This window comes from Cellulomonas sp. T2.31MG-18 (genome assembly GCF_964266755.1).
GTDB lineage: Bacteria > Actinomycetota > Actinomycetes > Actinomycetales > Cellulomonadaceae > Cellulomonas.
This window is the reverse complement of the sequence record NZ_CAXWGW010000005.1, coordinates 92,918-113,623: the sequence shown is the minus strand read 5'-3', so window position 1 is coordinate 113,623 and position 20,706 is coordinate 92,918. Positions and strand designations below refer to the sequence as shown.

At 73.9% G+C, this 20,706-nt stretch carries 21 protein-coding genes and 1 tRNA gene; 17 read left to right on the top strand and 5 right to left on the bottom strand.

The window, feature by feature from the left end; translation table 11 throughout:
• Positions 1-62: 62 nt before the first annotated feature.
• Complete coding sequence (gene pgi, locus ACFQTY_RS16550; protein ID WP_378102707.1) at positions 63-1,745, bottom strand: glucose-6-phosphate isomerase; 1,683 nt, start codon at positions 1,743-1,745, stop codon at positions 63-65.
• Positions 1,746-1,859: 114 nt separating this feature from the next.
• Between pgi and ACFQTY_RS16545 the strand changes: the two genes are divergently transcribed.
• From ACFQTY_RS16545 to ACFQTY_RS16505, 9 genes are all read left to right on the top strand, one after another.
• Positions 1,860-2,777 (top strand): PfkB family carbohydrate kinase, encoded by a 918-nt coding sequence (locus ACFQTY_RS16545; RefSeq protein WP_378102704.1) that lies wholly within the window; start codon positions 1,860-1,862, stop codon positions 2,775-2,777.
• Between the two features lie 134 nt (positions 2,778-2,911).
• Positions 2,912-4,069 carry an ROK family protein gene (locus ACFQTY_RS16540; RefSeq protein ID WP_378102701.1) on the top strand — a complete coding sequence of 386 codons (1,158 nt, stop codon included), beginning with the start codon at positions 2,912-2,914 and terminating at the stop codon, positions 4,067-4,069.
• A gap of 85 nt (positions 4,070-4,154) precedes the next feature.
• Positions 4,155-5,516 carry an extracellular solute-binding protein gene (locus ACFQTY_RS16535; protein WP_378102698.1) on the top strand — a complete coding sequence of 454 codons (1,362 nt, stop codon included), beginning with the start codon at positions 4,155-4,157 and terminating at the stop codon, positions 5,514-5,516.
• A gap of 82 nt (positions 5,517-5,598) precedes the next feature.
• Positions 5,599-6,663 (top strand): carbohydrate ABC transporter permease, encoded by a 1,065-nt coding sequence (locus ACFQTY_RS16530; protein WP_378102695.1) that lies wholly within the window; start codon positions 5,599-5,601, stop codon positions 6,661-6,663.
• Complete coding sequence (locus ACFQTY_RS16525) at positions 6,660-7,511, top strand: carbohydrate ABC transporter permease (protein WP_378102692.1); 852 nt, start codon at positions 6,660-6,662, stop codon at positions 7,509-7,511. Before ACFQTY_RS16530 ends, ACFQTY_RS16525 begins: the two co-directional genes overlap by 4 nt.
• A complete protein-coding gene (locus ACFQTY_RS16520; RefSeq protein WP_378102689.1) occupies positions 7,511-8,521 on the top strand; it encodes an ROK family protein in 1,011 nt (336 codons plus the stop codon). The genes ACFQTY_RS16525 and ACFQTY_RS16520 overlap by 1 nt, the downstream gene beginning before the upstream one ends.
• Positions 8,521-9,303: a glucosamine-6-phosphate deaminase gene (gene nagB, locus ACFQTY_RS16515; protein ID WP_378102686.1), complete on the top strand. Its 783-nt coding sequence runs from the start codon at positions 8,521-8,523 to the stop codon at positions 9,301-9,303. The genes ACFQTY_RS16520 and nagB overlap by 1 nt, the downstream gene beginning before the upstream one ends.
• Positions 9,304-9,433: 130 nt before the next feature.
• The gene (locus ACFQTY_RS16510) at positions 9,434-9,814 is read left to right on the top strand and encodes a DUF3039 domain-containing protein (RefSeq protein WP_378102684.1); all 381 of its coding nucleotides are present in this window, start codon (positions 9,434-9,436) and stop codon (positions 9,812-9,814) included.
• Positions 9,811-11,604, top strand: a complete 1,794-nt coding sequence (locus ACFQTY_RS16505) for a DEAD/DEAH box helicase (RefSeq protein WP_378102681.1) — start codon at positions 9,811-9,813, stop codon at positions 11,602-11,604. The genes ACFQTY_RS16510 and ACFQTY_RS16505 overlap by 4 nt, the downstream gene beginning before the upstream one ends.
• Before the next feature lie 71 nt (positions 11,605-11,675).
• On the opposite strand, the gene ACFQTY_RS16500 is transcribed toward ACFQTY_RS16505, so the two are convergent.
• Positions 11,676-13,022, bottom strand: coding sequence for a nicotinate phosphoribosyltransferase (locus tag ACFQTY_RS16500; RefSeq protein ID WP_378102678.1), 1,347 nt, complete (start codon positions 13,020-13,022; stop codon positions 11,676-11,678).
• 30 nt (positions 13,023-13,052) lie between these two features.
• Between ACFQTY_RS16500 and clpS the strand changes: the two genes are divergently transcribed.
• From clpS to ACFQTY_RS16465, 7 genes are all read left to right on the top strand, one after another.
• Positions 13,053-13,346 (top strand): ATP-dependent Clp protease adapter ClpS, encoded by a 294-nt coding sequence (gene clpS, locus ACFQTY_RS16495; RefSeq protein ID WP_378102675.1) that lies wholly within the window; start codon positions 13,053-13,055, stop codon positions 13,344-13,346.
• Entirely contained in the window at positions 13,346-13,990 is a 645-nt protein-coding gene (locus ACFQTY_RS16490; RefSeq protein WP_378102672.1) for a DUF2017 family protein, read from the top strand. The genes clpS and ACFQTY_RS16490 overlap by 1 nt, the downstream gene beginning before the upstream one ends.
• Before the next feature lie 9 nt (positions 13,991-13,999).
• Positions 14,000-14,815 carry a glutamate racemase gene (murI, locus tag ACFQTY_RS16485; protein WP_378102669.1) on the top strand — a complete coding sequence of 272 codons (816 nt, stop codon included), beginning with the start codon at positions 14,000-14,002 and terminating at the stop codon, positions 14,813-14,815.
• The gene (locus ACFQTY_RS16480; RefSeq protein WP_378102667.1) at positions 14,812-15,603 is read left to right on the top strand and encodes an MBL fold metallo-hydrolase; all 792 of its coding nucleotides are present in this window, start codon (positions 14,812-14,814) and stop codon (positions 15,601-15,603) included. The genes murI and ACFQTY_RS16480 overlap by 4 nt, the downstream gene beginning before the upstream one ends.
• A gap of 78 nt (positions 15,604-15,681) precedes the next feature.
• Positions 15,682-16,485, top strand: coding sequence for a ribonuclease PH (rph, locus tag ACFQTY_RS16475; RefSeq protein ID WP_378102665.1), 804 nt, complete (start codon positions 15,682-15,684; stop codon positions 16,483-16,485).
• Positions 16,482-17,120 (top strand): RdgB/HAM1 family non-canonical purine NTP pyrophosphatase, encoded by a 639-nt coding sequence (gene rdgB, locus ACFQTY_RS16470; protein ID WP_378102662.1) that lies wholly within the window; start codon positions 16,482-16,484, stop codon positions 17,118-17,120. The genes rph and rdgB overlap by 4 nt, the downstream gene beginning before the upstream one ends.
• Positions 17,121-17,140: 20 nt before the next feature.
• Positions 17,141-18,802: an ABC-F family ATP-binding cassette domain-containing protein gene (locus ACFQTY_RS16465; RefSeq protein ID WP_378103076.1), complete on the top strand. Its 1,662-nt coding sequence runs from the start codon at positions 17,141-17,143 to the stop codon at positions 18,800-18,802.
• A gap of 13 nt (positions 18,803-18,815) precedes the next feature.
• On the opposite strand, the gene ACFQTY_RS16460 is transcribed toward ACFQTY_RS16465, so the two are convergent.
• On the bottom strand, positions 18,816-19,370 hold the full coding sequence (locus ACFQTY_RS16460) for an NUDIX hydrolase family protein (protein WP_378102660.1): 555 nt from the start codon (positions 19,368-19,370) through the stop codon (positions 18,816-18,818).
• 153 nt (positions 19,371-19,523) lie between these two features.
• Here ACFQTY_RS16460 and trxA point away from each other — a divergent pair, with 153 nt between their 5' ends.
• Positions 19,524-19,895, top strand: coding sequence for a thioredoxin (gene trxA / locus ACFQTY_RS16455; protein ID WP_337975142.1), 372 nt, complete (start codon positions 19,524-19,526; stop codon positions 19,893-19,895).
• A 152-nt stretch (positions 19,896-20,047) separates the two neighbouring features.
• Here the strand turns inward: trxA and ACFQTY_RS16450 are convergent.
• Both ACFQTY_RS16450 and bcp read right to left on the bottom strand, forming a co-directional pair.
• Positions 20,048-20,130 (bottom strand) — tRNA-Leu (locus tag ACFQTY_RS16450).
• A gap of 102 nt (positions 20,131-20,232) precedes the next feature.
• Entirely contained in the window at positions 20,233-20,700 is a 468-nt protein-coding gene (bcp, locus tag ACFQTY_RS16445) for a thioredoxin-dependent thiol peroxidase (protein WP_378102658.1), read from the bottom strand.
• Positions 20,701-20,706: the final 6 nt, after the last annotated feature.

Genomic DNA, 20,706 nt, shown 5'->3' with positions numbered 1-20,706 from the left:
CCACGGGCCGGGCGGGAGTCCGTCCCCGCCCGGCCCGTGCCGGTCACCCTGCGCGCGAGGCGTCAGTGCCGCAGCTCCAGGTACTTCTCGATCAGGCCCTTGGTCGACGGGTCCTGCGCCTCGAGCGCCGCCCGGTCGCCCTCGACGGCCGGGGCGATCTCCATCGCGAGCTTCTTGCCCAGCTCGACGCCCCACTGGTCGAACGAGTCGATGCCCCACACGACGCCCTCGACGAAGGTGATGTGCTCGTACAGCGCGATCAGCTGGCCGAGCACCGACGGGGTGAGCGCCGGCGCCAGGATCGACGTCGTCGGCCGGTTCCCCGAGAACACCCGGGCCGGCACGATCGCCTCGTCCGTCCCCTCGGCACGGACCTCGTCGGCCGTCTTGCCGAAGGCCAGCGCCTTGGTCTGCGCGAAGTAGTTCGCCAGGAACAGGGCGTGCACGTCGGTGTCGCCGTCCTTCAGCGGGTGCGCGGGGTTCGCCACCGCGATGAAGTCCGCCGGGACGATGCGGGTGCCCTGGTGGATCAGCTGGTAGAAGGCGTGCTGACCGTTGGTGCCGGGCTCGCCCCAGAACACCTCGCCGGTCTGCGTGGTGACGGGGGAGCCGTCCCAGCGCACCGACTTGCCGTTGGACTCCATCGTCAGCTGCTGCAGGTACGCCGGGAACCGGGACAGGTACTGCGCGTAGGGCAGCACCGCGTGGGTGTGCGCGCCCAGGAAGTTGACGTACCAGACGTTGAGCAGGCCCATCAGCACCGGCACGTTCTGCGCGAACGGCGTCCGCGCCACGTGCTCGTCCACCACGTGGAAGCCGTGCAGCAGGTCGGTGAAGCCGTCCTCGCCGATCGCGATCGCCAGCGAGAGGCCGATCGCGGAGTCCATCGAGTAGCGGCCGCCCACCCAGTCCCAGAACCCGAACGCGTTGGCCGGGTCGATCCCGAACGCCGCGACCTTGTCCAGCGCGGTCGACACGGCGACGAAGTGCCGGGCCACGGCACCGGTGCGGGCCTCGTCGGTGTCCTCGATCCGACCCTCGGCTACCAGCCGCTCCCAGAGCCAGGCCCGCGCCAGCCGCGCGTTGGTCAGGGTCTCCAGCGTGCCGAACGTCTTGGAGGCGACGATGAACAGCGTCGTCGCCGGGTCGAGGTCCTTGACCTTCTCGGCCAGGTCCGTGGGGTCGATGTTGGAGACGAACCGCACGCTCAGCCCGTCCAGCACGTACGGCTTGAGCGCCTCGTACGCCATCGCCGGGCCCAGGTCGGAGCCGCCGATGCCGATGTTGACGACCGTGCGCACCCGCTCCCCGGTCACGCCGGTCCAGGCGCCGGTGCGCACCTTGTCGGCGAACGCGTAGACCTTGGTCAGCACCTCCTGCACGTCCGCGTCGACGTCCTGCCCGTCGACGACGAGCCGCGGCGACGACCCCGCCGGGCGCCGCAGCGCCGTGTGCAGCACCGCCCGGTTCTCGGTCACGTTGATGTGCTCGCCGCGCAGCATCGCGCCGAACCGGTCCGCGACGCCCACCTCGTCCGCCAGCCGCGTCAGCAGCGCCAGCGTCTCGTCCGTGACCAGGTTCTTGGACAGGTCGACGGTGAGGTCACCGAGCTCGAACGTCAGCCGACGGGCGCGCTGCGGGTCCTGTGCGAACCACGCCCGCAGGTCCGGGCGCAGCGTGCTCTCGTGGTCCGACAGCGCCTGCCAGGCGTCGGTGGTGGTGGGGTCGATGGGCGACGAGGACACGGCTGCTCCCGGCAAGGACGTGGTGTGGACCGTCCCACCGTATTGCCTCTTGGTGACCGGGCGACCGGGACCGCCGGGGGACCGGGAGGCGGCCGCCGACCGTAGAGTGCCGACGTGCCCGACCGGCCCGACGTCCCCGTTGCGCGGCTGGTGTGCTGCGGCCTGAGCACGCTCGACGTGGTCCAGGTGGTCGACGCCGTCCCCGGTCCCGACGAGAAGGTGGTGGCCCGGGACCTGCACGTCAGCTTCGGTGGTCCGGCGGCGAACGCCGCCGCGACGGCGGTCACGCTCGGCGTGCCGGCCACCCTGGTCACGGCGCTGGGGGAGGGACCGGTCGCGGACCTGGTCAGGGCCGGGCTGCGCGATGCCGGCGTCGAGGTGGTGGACCTGCTCGCCGGCCGGGCTGCCGACCCGCCCGTGTCGACCGTGCTGGTGACGGCCTCGACCGGCCAGCGTGCCGTGGCCTCCACCAACGCGACAGGTCGCCCGGACGACCTGGGACCGGCGGCGCGGGCGGTGCTGGACGTGCTCTTCGGCGCTACGGCGCTGCTGGTCGACGGCCACCACCTCGCTGCTGCCGTGGTCCTGGCCGCCGAGGCCGGCCGCCAGGGGGTCCCGGTGCTCCTCGACGGCGGCAGCTGGAAGCCCGGCCTGGAGTCCCTGCTCGCCCACGTGGACGTCGCGGTGCTGTCGGGCGACTTCCGGCTGCCGGGCGCGGCCGACGACGGGCCGGACCGGCTGCTCCAGGCCGTCGCTGCCCTCGGCCCCTCCGTGGTCGCCCGGTCGGCCGGCGGGGGAGCGGTCAGGGTGCGTCTGGGCGCTCGGTACGACGAGGTGGTACCGCCGCCGCTCGCACCCGGCGAGCTCGTCGACACGCTCGGCGCCGGCGACGTGCTGCACGGGGCGATGGGCGCCGCGCTGGCCCGTGGCCGTGACCCGCTCACGGCCCTGCGCGAGGCGGTGCCGGTCGCCACCGAGTCGTGCCGGCACGCCGGCGCGCTCGGCTGGGTCCCGTCCCCGGCTCGCCACTGAGCGGCCGGACCTCGTCGCCCCCTCTGACCTGCGCAGACACCCCATGAGTCGTGCAGGTGAACGACTCGTCACGATGTGATCACGGTCACGGGAACCGCTTGACGTCGATTAGTAAGGAAGGTCTACTAACAAACGTGACGACGCAGGTGGTCGCCCGCCGGATCAGCCGGGCGCTGCGACCGACGGGCAAGGTGCTCCCCGAGCACGCCCGTGCGCACAACCGCTCGCTGGTCCTCGGTCACCTGTTCCACTCCGGGCCCTCGTCGCGGGCGGACATCGCGCGCAGCACCGGGCTGACCCGGGTGACGGTGTCCGACCTGGTGGGGGACCTGATCGACGAGGGGCTGGTGGCCGACCTCGGCGTCCGGTCGGCGGGGAAGGTCGGCAAGCCGGCCACGCTCGTCGGGATGCGGACGGAGGACTTCGTCGTCGTCGCGGTCGACCTGACCGACGACGCGCGGATGCTGGGCGCCGTCATGACCCTGACCGGCGACGTCGTCGCCCGCCGCGAGGTGCCGCTCGACGGCCGCCGGGGCGACGAGGCGGCCGACCTGCTCACCGGCCTGTGCCGCGACCTGCTCGCCGCCGCACCGGCGCCGGTGCTCGGCATCGGCATCGCCTCCCCGGGCGTGGTCGACGCCGACGGGGTGGTCGTCGAGGCCCCCAACCGCGGCTGGTACGGGCTGCCGCTGGCGGCTCGGCTGGCACAGACGCTCGGCGTGCCGGTGCACGTCGCCAACGACGCCAACACCCGCGCGCTGGGCGAGTTCACCTACGGCGGCGCGCAGGACGCCGCGATGGTGCTCACCGTCGGCCAGGGCGTCGGCGCCGGCCTGCTGGTGGACGGCGCGCTGGTGCGCGGCCGGCGCTGGGCGGCCGGCGAGATCGGCCACGTGACCGTGGTGGACGACTCGTCGTCCGAGGAGCCCCTGCCGTGCGCCTGCGGGCGCCGCGGGTGCCTGGAGACCGTGCTGAGCGCACCGGCCCTGCGCCGCCGCGTCGCCGGTCTCGACCGTGAAGCTGCCGACGCCGCGCTGGCGTCGGTCGGACGGCTGCTGGGAGTGACCCTGGCACCCGTCGCGAGTGCGCTGAACCTCGCGGAGGTCCTGCTCTCCGGCCCGCCGGAGCTGCTGGACGGTCCTCTGCGGGAGGCGGCGCTCGCCACCGTGCGCGAGCGGACCATGCCCGTCATCGGGCAGGAGCTCGACATCCGGATGGCAACGCTGGACGAGGACGCCTCGCTGACGGGCGCGGCGGTCCTGGTCCTGTCGGGTCAGCTCGGGGTCACGTGACGACCCCGAGCCGACCGTCCAGCAGGTCGCAGCACCACCCGGCGTCGTCGTCGACGAACGCCTTGCTCACAGGAGGAGCTCCAACGTGAAGATCCTACGTTTCGCGGCCGTCGGCCTCGCGGCGACGCTCGCGCTCGCGGCCTGCAGCTCCGGCGGCGGCTCGAGCAGCACGACGACGGCGGCCGGTGGCGGCACGCCCGCGCCGGCAACGATCAAGCTGTGGCTGGCCGGCGCCGACACGCCGGACGAGCTGCGCACCTACCTCAAGACGGAGTTCGCCAAGCAGAACCCCGGCTCGACGCTGGTGATCGAGCAGCAGGACTGGGGCGACCTGGTCACCAAGCTGACCACCGCGCTGCCGGACGCCGCGAACACCCCGGACGTCGCCGAGCTGGGCAACACGCAGTCCTCGACGTTCACCAACGTCGGCGCCTTCATGGACATCTCGAGCATGTACAACGATCTCGGCGGCTCGAAGCTGCTGCCCGGGTTCGTCGAGGCCGGCAAGGTCGACGGGAAGAACTACACGCTGCCGTACTACTTCGGCTCCCGGTACGTGTTCTACCGGGCCGACCTGTGGCAGGCGGCCGGTGTGACCGCCCCGCCGAAGACCCTGTCGGAGTTCAACGACGACGTGAAGAAGATCGCCGCGGCCGACCCGAAGGGCATCGCCAACCTGTCCGGTCTGTGGATCGGCGGCCAGGACTGGCGCAACGCGATCTCCTGGATCTTCGCCAACGGTGGCGAGCTGGCCGTCAAGGACGGCGGCCAGTGGAAGTCGACGATGTCCGACCCGAAGACGGTCGTCGGCCTGCAGCAGCTGCAGGACCTTTGGAAGAACGCCTCGAAGGCGCCGCGTGACGCCACCGACGCCAACACCTACAACCATCTGAACGACTCCGACTCGGTCAAGGCGGCGGACGGCTCCACGACGAGCTACTCGCTCGACGCGGCGACGATCATGGCGCCCGGCTGGGCCCACTGGTCCATCGGCGACCTGGCCAAGAAGGACGGCAAGGACGTCCGCAACTGGAACGACCAGACGTTCGGCGTGTTCCCGCTGCCGGGTGTCAACGGCGGTGCCGCGCCGGTGTTCGCCGGTGGCTCCAACATCGGCATCTCGGCCAAGACGCAGCACCCCGAGCTGGCGAAGTCCCTGATGAAGATCATCTTCTCGCCGGAGTACCAGCAGATGTTGGGCAAGAACGGCCTGGGCCCGGCGAACACCGACTACGTCAGCTCGCTCGGCACCGACCAGTTCGCCAAGGCGCTGACCGAGTCGGCGCTCAACGCCAAGCTCACCCCGGCCGCACCGGGCTGGGCCGCGCTGGAGAACAGCAAGAAGCTCGAGGAGTTCTTCCAGAAGATCTCCCAGGGCGCGGACATCGCGTCGACCGCCAAGGCGTTCGACGACGCCGCAACGCCCATCCTCAACGGCAAGGGCTGACGTCCTGCTCCCCGCGGTGCCGGCACGTCGTCCGGCCGGCACCGCGGGGCACCGTCCCTCCCGTCCGACCGCAGGAGCCCCGATGTCACGCCCCGACGCCTCGGCGTCCCCCGCGCCGGCAGGTCCGGTCCCGGTGCCGGAGCAACCGGCCGCCCGGCCCCCGCACGGCACCGCGCCGCGGTCGACCCGGTCCGCGCGCACCCGGCGGACCGCCGTCGTGACCGTCGACCCGGACGCGCAGCGTCCCGCACCTCGCCGTCGCCGCGGCCCCCGCGTCCCGTACGCGCTGCTGGTCCCCTCGATCGGGATCCTCGTGCTCGCCCTCGGCTACCCGCTGGGTTGGCAGGTGGTCACGTCGCTGCAGAAGTTCGGCCTGGCCCAGCAGTTCGGCAAGCCGCCGCAGTTCGTCGGCCTGCGCAACTACCTCGACCTGGCCGCCGACTCCTACCTGTGGACCGTGGTCGCGCGGTCGATCGCGTTCTGCCTGGTCAACGCGGGCGTGACGGTGCTGGTCGGCGTGCTGGTGGCGCTGCTGATGAAGGCCGTCGGCACCGTGCCTCGCCTGGCGGTGCAGATCGCGATGCTGCTCGCATGGGCCATGCCCGTGGTCGCCTCGATGACCGTGTGGCGGTGGCTGTTCGACTACCGCCGCGGCGTCGTGAACTACGTGCTGACCGCGATGGGCTTCCACTTCACGGGGCACAGCTGGCTGGCCAACCCGCTGTCCTTCTTCTTCGTCGCGACCGTGATCATCGTCTGGATGTCCGTGCCGTTCGTCGCGTTCTCCGTCTACGCGGGCCTGAGCCAGGTGCCGGACGAGGTGATGGAGGCCGCCGCGATCGACGGTGCCGACGGGGTGCGGCGGTTCCGCTGGATCGTGCTGCCGATGATCCGGCCGGTGCTGTCCATCGTGCTGCTGCTGCAGATCATCTGGGACCTGCGGGTGTTCGCCCAGATCCGGCTGCTGCAGGACGCCGGCGGCACCCCGAGCGAGACCAACCTGCTCGGCACGTACATCTACCAGCTGGGTGTGGGCTCCGGTGACTTCGGGGCGGCCTCGGCGGTGTCGATCTTCGTCCTGCTGCTCACCGTCGCCCTCAGCTGGGCGTACGTGCGCACGTTGCTGCGAGAGGAGGACGAGCGGTGACCACCCGTCGTCGTCGCATCCGCCCCGGCCGGCTGCTGCTCGGCCTCGTCGCCCTGCTGGTCGCGGCGCTCTGGGCGTTCCCCGTCTACTGGATGACCATCTCCTCGTTGATGTCGAACATCCGGCTCCAGTCGGGCGCCCCGACGTTCTGGCCGGTGAACGCCTCGATGGACAACTACGCGGCCGTGTGGGGCTCCGGCTCGTTCCTGCCGGCGCTGCGCATGTCGTTGCTGGTGACCGGCCTGACGATCGTCTGCACCCTGGTGTTCGCGTTCCTCGCGGCGCTCGCCGTCAGCCGGTACCGCTTCAGCGGTCGACGCAGCTTCATCCTCGCCGTGCTGCTGATCCAGATGCTGCCGGCCGAGGGCCTGTTCATCGCCCAGTACCGGCTGATCGGCTCGCTGCACCTGCTCAACACGGTGCTGGGCATCTCGATCGTCTACGTCGCGGCCGTGGTGCCTTTCACCATCTGGATGCTGCGCGGGTTCGTCGCCGGCGTGCCCGTGGAGCTGGAGGAGGCCGCGATGGTGGACGGCCTGTCCCGCACCAAGGCGTTCTTGCGGATCACGTTCCCGCTGCTCGCCCCGGGGCTGGTCGCGTCCGGCGTGTACGCCTTCCTGCAGGCGTGGAACGAGTTCACCGTGGCCCTCGTGGTGCTGCAGTCCGACACGGCCAAGACGCTGCCGATCTGGCTGCGCAGCTTCGTGCAGGCGAGCGCCAGCCGGGACACCGACTGGGGGCAGGTGATGGCGGCGTCGTCGTTGATCGCCGTTCCGGTGATCATCTTCTTCCTGTTCGTGCAGGGTCGGATGACGTCCGGTCTGGTGTCCGGGGCGGTGAAGGGCTGATGGCCGCGGCAGCACCGCCGGCCGTTCGCAGGGGGCCGACGGTCGGTGTCGACGTGGGCGGCACCAAGGTGCAGGGCGTCCTGGTGGACGACGCCGGCACGGTGCTGGCCGAGCGGCACGCCCGCACGGTGCCGGGGCCCTCGGGGGTGGTCGCCGGGATCGTCGCCCTGGTGCGCGGCCTGCTGGCCGACCGGGACCTGACGGTCGCGGACGTGGCAGGCGTCGGCATCGGGCTGCCCGGTGTCGTGGACCCGCAGGGCGGCACGGTGGCGCACGCCGTCAACCTCGGCCTCGAGGCGCCGCTGCCGCTGGGGACGCTGGTCGCGACGGCGCTCGGTGGCGACGTCCCGGTCCGCGTGGAGAACGACCTGAACGCCGCGGTGGTCGGTGCCGCGCACGCGCTGGGCCGCACGTCGCTCGGGTCGGACGTCCAGGACGTCGCCTACGTCGCCCTGGGAACGGGCGTGGCGGCCGGCCTTCTGCTGGACGGCACGCTGCGCCGCGGCTCCCACCGGGTGGCCGGTGAGATCGGGCACCTGACGCTGGTGCCGGGCGGACGGCCGTGCAAGTGCGGTCAGCTGGGCTGCCTGGAGCAGTACGCGTCCGGCAGCGCGATCGAGGCGGCGTGGCCGTCGCGGCACGGGCGCCCGGCGCCTGCCGAGCTGTTCGAGGCCGCCGCGGCGGGGGACCCAGCCGCCGTCGAGGTGCGGGACGAGGTCGCGGCGGGGGTGGCGGCGGCGGTGCGGGTGCTGGTGCTGACGTGCGACGTCGACGTCGTGGTGCTGGGCGGCGGGGTGAGCCGGGTGGGCGCGCCGCTGCTGGAGGCGGTCACCCGGACGCTGGACCGACAGGCGGCCGCCTCGCCGTTCCTCGCGTCGGTCGGCCTCGCCCAGCGGGTGCGGCTCGCGCCGGCGGACGTCCCGGCCGGGGCGCTCGGCGCGGCGCTGGTGGCACGGGCGCACGACGGCGCAGCCGCGGCACCGGCCGGCGACGGGCGGAGGGCGTTCTGATGGAGGTGGTGATCGGCGCGCCGGACGCGCTGGCACGGCTGGCGGCGGACGCGGTGCAGCGCCTGCTCGACGGCACGCCGCGTCCCGTGCTCGGCCTGGCGACCGGCTCGAGCCCGCTCGCCGTGTACGACGAGCTGGCCCGGCGGCACGCCGAGGAGGGCCTGTCGTTCGCGCACGCCCGCGGCTTCCTGCTCGACGAGTACGTCGGGCTGCCGGCGGGGCACCCGGAGGGCTACGGGGCGGTGATCGAGCGCGAGCTCGTGTCCCGCGTGGACCTCGACCCGGTCGCGGTGCGCGGTCCGGACGGCTCCGCGGACGACGTACCGGCCGCCTGTGCGGCGTACGAGCGGGCGATCGTCGAGGCCGGCGGCGTGGACCTGCAGCTGCTCGGCATCGGCACGGACGGCCACGTCGGCTTCAACGAGCCCGGCTCGTCGCTCGCCTCGCGCACCCGGATCAAGACGCTGGCCCGGCAGACCCGTCTCGACAACGCGCGCTTCTTCGGCGGCGACGTCGGCGCCGTGCCGACGCACTGCCTGACCCAGGGGTTGGCCACGATCATGGCCGCCCGGCACCTGGTGCTGCTGGCCACCGGCAGGGGCAAGGCGGAGGCCGTGCACCAGCTGGTCGAGGGCGCGGTGAGCGCCCTGTGGCCGGGAACCGTCCTGCAGCTGCACCCCCGGGTGACCGTGCTGGTCGACGACGCGGCGGCCAGCCGGCTGCAGCTCGCCGACTACTACCGCCAGACCTATGCCGGCAAGCCCGCGTGGCAAGGGATCTGACGCCCGCACCCGCCGCCCCGACCTGACGCCTGCCGACCGGCGCGGTCCACCGCGCGGGCACGGCTCGGGGAGCGCCGGTGCGGCCGCCCGAGCCCGGGCGGTGTCGCACCCGGAACGTACGATGGAGCCCATGAGCGAGCCGCTGCCTCCCACCGGTCCCGACGACCCGTTCGGGCCCGGGCCGGTCGGAGAGCCGGCGGCCGGCACCTCGGTGCTGGAGCGCACCGAGCACGCCGAGGAGCTCGAGCCGGGGGACCACGAGCGGTTCGCGCACTACGTGCGCAAGGAGAAGATCCTCGAGTCGGCGGTGTCCGGCAGCCCGGTGATCGCGCTCTGCGGCAAGGTCTGGGTGCCCGGGCGTGACCCGAACAAGTTCCCGGTGTGCCCGGTCTGCAAGGAGATCTACGACGGGCTGCGCGCGCCGCAGGACGGTCCCGGCGGCGGGTCCTCCGGCGGCGAGTCCGGCGGCTCCGGGCGCCGGTGGGGCTTCGGTCGGGGCTCCGGCAAGTGACGGCGGGGACGGAGCCGTCCCCGCACAGCCCGCACGTCTCGCCGTCGGCGGCGTCCAACCTGCCGCCGGCGTTCCCCGGCCGCGCGCCGTGGGGCACGGCGGGACGGTTGCGTGCGTGGCAGGCCGAGGCGATCGAGGCGTACCGGCAGCGGTCGCCGCGGGACTTCCTCGCCGTGGCGACGCCGGGCGCCGGCAAGACGACGTTCGCGCTCCGGGTGGCCACCGAGCTGCTCCATGCCCGGGTGGTGCGGCGCGTCACCGTGGTGACGCCGACGGAGCACCTCAAGCGGCAGTGGGCCGACGCCGCGGCGCGCGTCGGCATCGCGATCGACCCGACGTTCTCCAACGCCCAGGGCCGGCACGGCGCCTCCTTCGACGGGGTGGCGGTCACCTACGCCCAGGTGGCCAGCCGCCCGGCGCTGCACGCCGCTCGCACCCACGCGGCGCCGACGCTGGTGATCCTCGACGAGGTGCACCACGGCGGCGACGCCCTGTCCTGGGGCGACGCGGTCCGGGAGGCGTTCGAGCCGGCGGCCCGGCGGCTGGCGCTGACCGGTACGCCGTTCCGCTCCGACACGGCGGCGATCCCGTTCGTCACCTACGAGCGCGATCCGGACGGCATCCGACGTAGCCGTGCCGACTACACGTACGGCTACGCCGAGGCATTGCGCGACCACGTGGTGCGGCCCGTCATCTTCCTGTCGTACAGCGGGTCGATGCGGTGGCGGACGCGGACGGGCGACGAGGTCAGCGCCCGGCTCGGCGAGCCGCTGACCAAGGACATCACCGCGCAGGCGTGGCGCACGGCCCTCGACCCGAACGGTGAGTGGATCGGCAGCGTGCTGGCCGCCGCGGACACGCGGCTGACGGAGGTCCGGCGGACCGTGCCGGACGCCGGGGCGATGGTGATCGCCACCGACCAGGACGACGCCCGCGCGTACGCCGGCCACCTGGCGCGGCTGACCGGTGAGTCGCCGACCGTCGTGCTGTCCGACGACGCCGGCTCGGGCGACCGCATCGACGAGTTCTCCGCCGGCACGTCCCGGTGGCTCGTCGCCGTGCGGATGGTGTCCGAGGGCGTCGACGTGCCGCGGCTGGCCGTCGGTGTCTACGCGACCAGCACCGCGACGCCGCTGTTCTTCGCCCAGGCCGTCGGCCGGTTCGTGCGGGCCCGCCGCCGCGGGGAGACCGCCTCGGTGTTCCTCCCGAGCGTGCCGCAGCTGCTGGCGCTCGCCGCGCAGCTGGAGGTGGAGCGGGACCACGCCCTGGACCGGCCGACGTCGGCGGTGGACGACCCGGAGGCCGCACTCCTGCTCGCGGCCGAGACGGAGCGCAGCACGCCGGACGCCGTCGGTCCGGACGGTCTGGCCGGCACGTTCCAGGCGCTGGAGGCCCAGGCGTCGTTCGACCGCGTGCTGTTCGACGGCGGCGAGTTCGGCACCGGCGCCGAGGTCGGGTCCGACGAGGAGCTGGACTTCCTCGGGCTACCCGGTCTGCTGGACCCCGACCAGGTGTCCGCGCTGCTGGCCCAGCGTCAGGCCGACCAGCTCAGCGCTCGTCGGGCCGCCGGCGCCGCGGCACCGCCGCTCGGCGACCACCGGCAGCGGTCGGAGCTGCGGCGAGAGCTGTCCCGGCTCGTGTCCGCGTGGGCCCGCCGCAGCGGGCAGACCCATGCGCAGGTGCACGCCGAGCTGCGGCGGCGGGCGGGTGGTCCCGAGGTGGCGCTGGCGGACGTCGACCAGCTGACCGCGCGGGTGGAGCTGGTGCGGCGCTGGTTCGTCGGCCGCTGAGCGCCCACGCCGCGCGTGCGCGTCGGCGTCTCGTGCCCGCCACGCCCGGTCCGCCGTCGAGGACCGCGGGCCTAGGGCTCCAGGCGCGCGGTGACGGTCGGTACCGCCGCCTCGTCGGCGGACAGCCGGCGGGCACCCCGGGGCAGCTCCTCGCGTGAGGCGGTGTGACGCGCCTGCGCGAGCCGTACGCCGGCGGCACCCGTCCAGCGCTCGTCCGGCACGCCACCCGTGATCAGCGGCACGTGCAGCGGCCGCAACGTGGGCTCGGGGCTGCGCCACTGGGCGTCCTGCCAGGCGAGCACCCGCTCCGGCGGTCCGCAGACCAGCACCTCCTCGACCGCTCGACCGTCCGGGCCGAGTCGCCGCGCCGCCGCCTTGCGCCCACCGACGCTGGCCTTGGACCGCGACACCTTCGCGACGGCCTCCATCGAGCCGTCGGCCCGTTCGCGGCTGACCATCTTGTAGACCATCCCACAGGTCGGCGCCCCCGAGCCGGTCACCACCGACGTGCCGACGCCGTAGGAGTCGACCGGCGCGACGGCCAGCGCCGCGATCGCGTACTCGTCGAGGTCGGACGTCACGACGATCTTCGTCCGGCGGGCGCCGGCCGCGTCCAGCTGGGCCCGTACCTCCTGCGCCAGTGCCGCGAGGTCACCGGAGTCGATGCGGACCGCACCGAGCTCCGTGCCGGCCGCCGCGAGCGCCCGCTCCACCCCGCGGCGCACGTCGTAGGTGTCCACCAGCAGCGTCGTCCCGCGTCCCTGCGACGCGACCTGCGCCGCGAACGCCGACTCCTCGTCGTCGTGCAGCAGCGTGAAGGCGTGAGCGGCGGTGCCGATCGTCGGCAGCCCGTACCGCCGCCCCGCCTCGAGGTTCGACGTGCCGGCGAAACCGGCGATCACGGCGGCACGTGCGGCCGCGACGGCCGCCTCCTCCTGCGCGCGCCGCGCGCCCATCTCCAGGCACGGACGGTCCACGGCCGCGCTGGTCATCCGCGACGCGGCCGAGGCGATCGCCGAGTCGTAGTTGAGGATCGACAGGACCACGGTCTCCAGCAGCACCGCCTCGGCGAACGTGCCCTCGACGACCATCAGCGGCGACAGGGGAAAGAAGACCTCCCCCTCGGCGTACCCGACGACGTCACCGGTGAACCGGTAGTCGCGCAGGTACTCCAGCGTCCGCTCGTCCACCACCCGCTCGGCGGCGAGCCACTCGAGCTGCTCCTCGTCGAACCGGAAGTCGCGCACCGCGTCCAGCACCCGACCCGTACCGGCCACCACGCCGTACCGGCGGCCGGGAGGAAGCCGACGGGTGAAGACCTCGAAGACGCAGCGGCGGTCGGCCGTGCCGTCGGCCAGCGCGGCCTGCAGCATGGTCAGCTCGTAGCGGTCGGTCAGCAGGGCCGTGCTGGCGGTCATCCGGCCAACCTAGTTCTCTACAGTGGGGCGATGCCCACCGAGACCGTGCCTGAGCAGGACGTACGGTCCGACGAGGAGACCGTGGTCGCCCGGCCCTGGGTCACCATCGTGTGGAACGACCCGGTCAACCTGATGAGCTACGTCGCCTACGTCTTCCGGTCGTACTTCGGCTACTCCGAGCAGAAGGCGGAGCGGCTGATGCTGCAGGTGCACCAGGAGGGCCGCGCGGTCGTCTCGACCGGCAGCCGCGAGGCGATGGAGGTCGACGTGCAGGCGATGCACGGGTTCGGCCTGTGGGCCACGCTGCAGCGCGAGGACGCCTGATGCGCGGGTTTCGGTACGAGTCCGGCGGCTACCGGGCCGAGCTCGACGCCGGTGAGCGGGAGGTGGTGGCGTCCGTCGTCGCCAACGTCGTCGAGCTGCTCGGCGGCGAGCTGCCGGACGTGGCCGACGCGTCACCGGACGGGGCTGCGGATGCGGCAGGGCGCTCCGACCCGTCCGTCGCGCCCGTCTGGCGGCTGCGCACGGAGCCCGTACCGCCCCCCGACGACCCCGCCGTGCGCCGCCTGCTGCCCGACGCGTCGCAGGACGACCCGGCCGTCGCCGCCGAGTTCCGGCGGCTGACCGAGGACGACCTGCGGACGGCCAAGCTGGCACGGCTGCGCTGGCTGTGGACCGCGCTGCAGGACGACGGACCGGTGGTGCCGGTGGCGCAGGCGCCCGGCGTCGCCGCCACGCTGACCGACCTGCGCCTGGTGCTCGCGGAGCGGCTCGGCATCCGGACGGACGAGGACGCCGACCGCCTGCTGCGCGCGGCGGGTCGCCGACGTCGCCACGGCGCCGACGACGTCCGCGCCTACCTCGTCACCGTGTACGACGCGCTGACCTGGCTGCAGGAGTCCCTGGTCCAGGCGATGCTGGCCCGCGGGGACCTGGGTCCGCCGGGCCGGGTCGGGCCGGGCGACTAGGCTCGCAGCGTGGACGACGCGCCGATCGGGATCTTCGACTCCGGCGTCGGGGGACTGACGGTGTCGCGCGCGATCCTCGACCAGCTGCCCCACGAGTCGACGCTCTACATCGGCGACACGCTCAACACGCCGTACGGGCCCAAGCCGCTCGCCGTGGTCCGTGCCTTCGCCCTCGCGGCGCTCGACGACCTGGTCGACGCCGGCGTGAAGATGCTGGTCATCGCGTGCAACACCGCCTCGGCGGCGATGCTGCGCGATGCGCGGGAGCGGTACACGCTGCGGCGGGGCATCCCGGTGGTGGAGGTCATCCTGCCGGCGGCCCGGCGCGCGGTGGCGGCGACGCGGAACGGGCACATCGGCGTGATCGGCACGCGGGCGACCATCGAGTCGCGCGCGTACGACGACGCGCTGGCGGTGGCCCCGGGCGTCCGCCTGACGACTGCCGCGTGCCCCGAGTTCGTCCCGCTGGTCGAGGCCGGCGTCACCTCCGGACCGCGGGTGCTCGAGGTGGCGCACGAGTACCTCGACCCGATCCGTGAGGCCGGGGTGGACACCCTGGTGCTGGGGTGCACGCACTACCCGCTGCTCACCGGCGCGATCAGCTACGTGATGGGCGAGGACGTCACCCTCGTCTCGAGCGCCGAGGAGACCGCCAAGGACGTGTACCGGACGCTCGTCGCGCACGACCTGCTGCGCTCGACGGACGGGCCGCCGCCCGAGCACCGCTTCGTCGCGACCGGTGACCCCGAGCAGTTCGCCCGGCTCGCTCGGCGCTTCCTCGGACCCGAGGTGACCGCCGTCGAGTCGGCGCTGGCGCTGCGATGAGGCTCGTCGTCGTCGGCTGCGCCGGCTCGTACCCCGGCCCCGACGCGGCCTGCGCGGCGTACCTGGTGCAGGCGGAGGACGCCGACGGCCGGACGTGGACGGTGCTGCTCGACCTCGGCAACGGCGCTCTCGGCCCGCTGCAGCGGTACGCCGACCCGACGACGCTGGACGCGATCGGCATCTCCCACCTGCACGCGGACCACGTCGCCGACATGGTGGTGCTCAACGTGCTGCGGCGCTACCGACCGGGCGGCGCGCCCTTGCCGCCGGTGCCTGTGCACGGCCCGGAGGGCACGGCGGAGCGGCTGGCCCAGCTGGCGGGCAAGGACCCGGCGGCCGACTGCAGCGACCAGTTCGACGTGCGGGTGTGGGACCCGGCGGCGCCCGTGACCGTCGGTCCGCTCACGCTCACGCCGGTGGCGATGAACCACTCGCTGCCGACCTTCGGGGTGCGCGTCACCGGACCCGCGGAGGGCGACGCGTCCCGTTCCGTCGCACTCGCGTACACGGGCGACACGGACTCCGGTCCCGGCCTGGACGCGCTGGCGGCCGGGGTGGACCTGCTGCTCGCCGAGGCGAGCTACCTCGAGGGTCGCGACGACAGGTTCCGCGGCGTGCACCTGACGGGCCGACGGGCCGGCGAGGCGGCTGCCCGCGGTGGCGCCGGCCTGCTGGTGCTGACGCACGTGCCCGCGTGGAACGACGCCGAGGTGTCCCTCGCCGAGGCCCGGGCGGTGTTCGACGGTCCCGTGCACCTGGCCGCACCGGGCGCGGTGCACGCGCTCTGAGCGCCGCCCGGCCGAGCCCGCGGGACGTGTCCCGGTCAGCCCAGGAGCGTGTCGGGGTGCCCGGATAGGCTCGCGCCCATGACCGTCCCCCCTTCGACGCCGTCCACCGGCGTGCCCGCCCGCGCCGACGGGCGCGCGCTCGACGAGCTGCGCCCCGTCGCCCTGACCCGCCGCTTCCTGCAGACCGGTGAGGGCAGCGTCCTCGTCGAGTTCGGGCAGACGAAGGTGCTGTGCGTCGCCTCGTTCACCGAGGGCGTGCCGCGCTGGCGCAAGGGTTCGGGCCAGGGCTGGGTCACCGCGGAGTACGCGATGCTGCCGCGCGCGACGAGCACGCGGTCGGACCGCGAGTCGGTCAAGGGCCGCGTCGGTGGCCGCACGCACGAGATCTCGCGGCTCGTCGGTCGCTCCCTGCGGGCCATCATCGACGTCGCGGCCCTCGGCGAGAACACGATCGTGCTGGACTGCGACGTGCTGCAGGCGGACGGCGGCACCCGCACCGCGGCGATCACCGGCGCGTACGTCGCGCTGGCGGACGCGGTGGCGTGGGCCCGAGAGCAGGGACTGGTCCCCGCCGGTCGCACCGTGCTCACCGACTCGGTCAGCGCCGTCAGCGTCGGCATCATCGACGGTGCGCCCATGCTCGACCTGCCGTACGTCGAGGACGTGCGCGCCGAGACGGACATGAACGTGGTCGTGACCGGCAGCGGGAAGTTCGTCGAGGTGCAGGGCACTGCCGAGCACGCGACGTTCGACCGCGCGGAGCTCGACACGCTGCTGGACCTGGCGCTGGTGGGTACCGGTCGGCTCACGGCGCTGCAGCAGCAGGCGCTCGCCGCCGCGCCCGGCGCGCGGGTCACGGCCGGCGTCGAGGTGGCCTCGTGACGGCTGCGTCCGGCGCGAGCGCACCTGTCCGGCTCGTCCTCGCCACGCACAACGCCCACAAGGTCCGCGAGCTGCGCGAGATCCTCGTGCCGGCGCTGCCTGGCCTGGACCCGGCGAGCATCGTGGGCGCGGGCGACGTGGGCGCCACGGAGCCGGTGGAGGACGGGCTGACGTTCGCCGAGAACGCCCTGATCAAGGCGCGCGCGATCGCGGCCTTCACCGGGCTGCCCGCCGTGGCGGACGACTCCGGACTCGCGGTGGACGTGCTCGGCGGTGCGCCGGGCATCTTCTCGGCGCGGTGGAGCGGCCGGCACGGGGACGATGCGGCCAACCTCGAGCTCCTCCTCGCGCAGCTGGCGGACATCGCCCCGGAGCACCGCACCGCCCGGTTCATGTGCGCGGCGGCGCTGGTCACACCGGACGGGCGCGAGGAGGTGCGGACCGGGGCGCTGGACGGCGTGCTCGCCACCGAGCCGCGGGGCGCGCACGGCTTCGGCTACGACCCCGTGCTGGTGCCGCTCGGCGAGACGCGGACGTGCGCGGAGCTGACGCCCGCGGAGAAGAACGCCATCAGCCACCGCGGCAAGGCGTTCCGCGCGCTCGCCCCGCTCGTGGTCCACGCCCTGGGCGGCTGAGCGTGACGGACGCCGCCCGGGTGCAGCTGGTGGCGGACGAGCTGACGTTCGGCTATCCCGCGCACCCGGTGCTCGACCGGGTGTCGCTCGTCGTGTCCGCAGGCGACCGGCTCGGCCTGGTGGGGGAGAACGGCACCGGCAAGACGACCCTGCTGCGGTTGCTGGCCGGTGAGCTCCCTCCGCTGGGCGGCTCGGTGCGCCGCTCGGCAACCCTCGCTGTGGTGGAGCAGGAGCTCCGGGCCCCGACCGATGCGACCGTGGGCGACGTCGTGCGGACGTCGCTGGAGGCTGCTCGGGCCGCTGCGGCGGCGCTCGAGCACGCCATCGCGGCGTTCGACCACACCAGCGGTGAGCTCGCCACGCTGACCGAGGCGGTCGAGGCGATGGAGCACCTGGCGGCCTGGGACGCCGACCGCCGGGTTGACGAGGCGCTGAGCCGGTTCGGTGCACCGCGCGACCCCCGGCGTCCGCTGGCGGAGCTGTCGGTGGGGGAGCGGTACCGCGTGCGGCTGGCCGCGCGGCTCGCGGAGCGGTCCGACCTGCTGCTGCTGGACGAGCCGACCAACCACCTCGACGCCGCGGGCGTGGAGTACCTGACGGCTCAGCTGCGGCAGTGGCGCGGTGCGCTCGTCGTCGTGACCCACGACCGGCGGCTGCTGGACGACGTGATGACCGGGATCCTCGACCTCGACCCGTCCATGGACGGCCGGCCCGCGCTGTACGGGGCCGCGCGGTACGCCGACTACCGGTACGCCCGCGACCAGATGCTGCGCCGGTGGCGCGCGCGGTACCGCGCCGAGCGCAAGCGCGCCGCGGCGCTGGCCGACCGGCTCGACCAGTCCTACGAGCAGCTGTCGGACGAGTGGCGCCCTCCGAAGGGCAGCCAGGCGCACCGTCGGGCCACCCGCGCGCGCAGCAAGGTGACCACCGTCGACCGGTTGATGCAGCGCCTCGCCGAGCAGTCCGTCGAGGTGCCCGTACCGCCGCCGGCGCTCGCGTTCCCCGACCTGCCGTCCACGCCCGCCGGCTACGGCGGCGGCCCCCTGCTCGACGTACGTGCCCCGCTCGTGGAGGGCCGGCTCGACCTGCCCGGCCGGCGCATCGAGGTGGCCCCGTGCAGCCGCTTGCTGGTCACCGGGCCCAACGGGTCCGGCAAGTCGACGCTCCTCGCCGTCCTGGCCGGCACCCTCGGGACCGACCGCGGCGTGCGGGTGCTCGCACCGGGTACACGGCTCGGGGTGCTGGCGCAGGAGTCGGACGACGTGACGGCCGACGCGGACGGGACCGCCCGAGCAGCTGCCCGGTCGGGTCGGCCGGACGGCAGCGCCCCGACGGCGTTCGAGGCCTACGCCGAGCACGCGCTCGGTCTGCTCGCCTCCGGCAGCCTCGACCCCGCGCAGCTGGTGCCGGTCGCCGCGCTCGGCCTGCTGACCGAGCACGACCTGGACCGGCCGCTGGCGGAGCTGTCCGTCGGTCAGCGCCGCCGGTTCGAGCTGGCGAAGGCCCTGCTGGCGGCGCCGCACGTGCTGGTGCTCGACGAGCCGACCAACCACCTGTCCGTCGGGCTGGTCGACGAGCTGACGGCGGCCCTGCGCGCCACGTCGGCCGCCGTCGTCGTCGCGACCCACGACCGGCAGATGCTCGCCGACCTCGCCGACTGGCCCCGTCTGGACCTGTCCTGACGGAGCCGCCCGGTCAGGGCATGCGCCCCACGTGCGCCATCGCCTGGCGCAGCAGCAGCCCCTGGCCGCCGTTCATCTCCAGCTGGACGTCCTGCTCGCAGGCCTGCTCGGGGGTGATCCACGCGAGGTCCAGGGCGTCCTGCTGCGGACGGCAGTCGCCCGCGACGGGGACCACGTAGGCCAGCGACACCGCGTGCTGGCGCGGGTCGTGGTACGGCGTCACACCGGGCGTCGGCAGGTACTCGGCCACGGTGAACGGTTGCGGGCTCGCCGGGATCTGCGGCAGGGCCATCGGGCCGAGGTCCTTCTCGATGTGCCGGACGAGAGCGTCCCGCACCCGCTCGTGGAACATCACGCGCCCCGAGACGAGCGCCCGGGACATCACACCCTCCGGTGTGACGCGCAGCAGCAGGCCCACGGCCACCACGTCGCCGGAGTCGTCCACCCGCACGGGCACGGCGTCCACATACAGGATCGGCAGCCACAGCCGGGCGGACGCGATCTGGTCGGCACGCAGCCAGCCGGCGGGGCGCTCGGACTCGGGCGGGAACTCGGCGGTGTCGGTCACCGCCCTGTTCTACCCCGTAGCGGTGCGCTCACGCGGCCGTACGCTCCGGCGGGCGGCACACCGGCTGCGCGTGCGCCCGCACCCCGGGTGCGGAATACCTGCGGGGCGCCGCACGCTGAAGGGGCAGGACCGACGACGAGAGGATCACCACTCATGGCCACCACCACCCTCACCGGTGCCACCATCGGCGACACCGTCCGCGACAACGGCATCGTGCTGGTCGACTTCTGGGCGTCCTGGTGCGGCCCGTGCCGCATGTTCGCCCCGATCTTCGACGCCGCGTCGCAGGAGCACCCGGACATCGTGTTCGGCAAGGTCGACACGGAGGCCGAGCAGGACCTGGCCGCCGAGCTGCAGATCACCTCGATCCCGACGCTGATGGCCTTCCGCGACGGCATCCTCGTGTTCAACCAGGCCGGTGCGCTGCCCGCGCCGACCCTGGAGCAGGTCATCACCGCGGTGAAGGACCTGGACATGGACGAGGTGCGCGAGAAGATCAGCCAGCGCGAGACCGCGAACGCCTGACGGCTCGCCGACCGCGCCGGGCCACGGCTGCCGCTGTCGCCCGCGCCGCCGGTCGGCGCCCCGAACGAACCGAAGGCCCGCTCACCTCGACGGTGAGCGGGCCTTCGTCAGGTCGGGCGCGTCGTCGGCCTGCCGAGACCGACGAGCGGACGTGCGGGAGGCGGGACTTGAACCCGCACGCCCGTGAGGGCACCAGGACCTAAACCTGGCGTGGCTGCCGTTTCACCACTCCCGCGCGAGCGGCACCGCCGCGCGTCGCCGATCCTCGCACAGGGCGGCACGGGCGACGCGGCCGGCGCGGGAGCCCCATCGGGGTGACCGGCGGAGCCAGCGCCGGTCAGGCGAGCTGCAGGTCCCGCCGCAGCTTGGCGACGTGCCCGGTCGCCTTGACGTTGTACTGCGCCAGCTCGACGACGCCGTCGGGATCGACCACCACGGTCGAGCGGATGACGCCGACCACCGTCTTGCCGTACAGCGTCTTCTCGCCCCAGGCGCCCCACGCCTCGAGCACCTGGTGCTGCGGGTCGGACGCCAGCGGGTACGTCAGGTGCTCGGCCTCGGCGAACTGCGCCAGCCGCTCGGGCGTGTCGGGCGAGACGCCGACCACCCGGTAGCCGGCGCCCTGCAGCGAGCCGAGCGAGTCGCGGAAGTCGCACGCCTGGGTCGTGCAGCCCGGCGTCATGGCCGCCGGGTAGAAGTACACGATCACGTGCGAACCGCGCAGGTCGGAGAGCGTCACGGTGCCACCGCCGGCGGTGGGCAGCGTGAAGTCGGGAGCCGGGTCGCCGGCGGACAGTCGAGGCACGGGGTC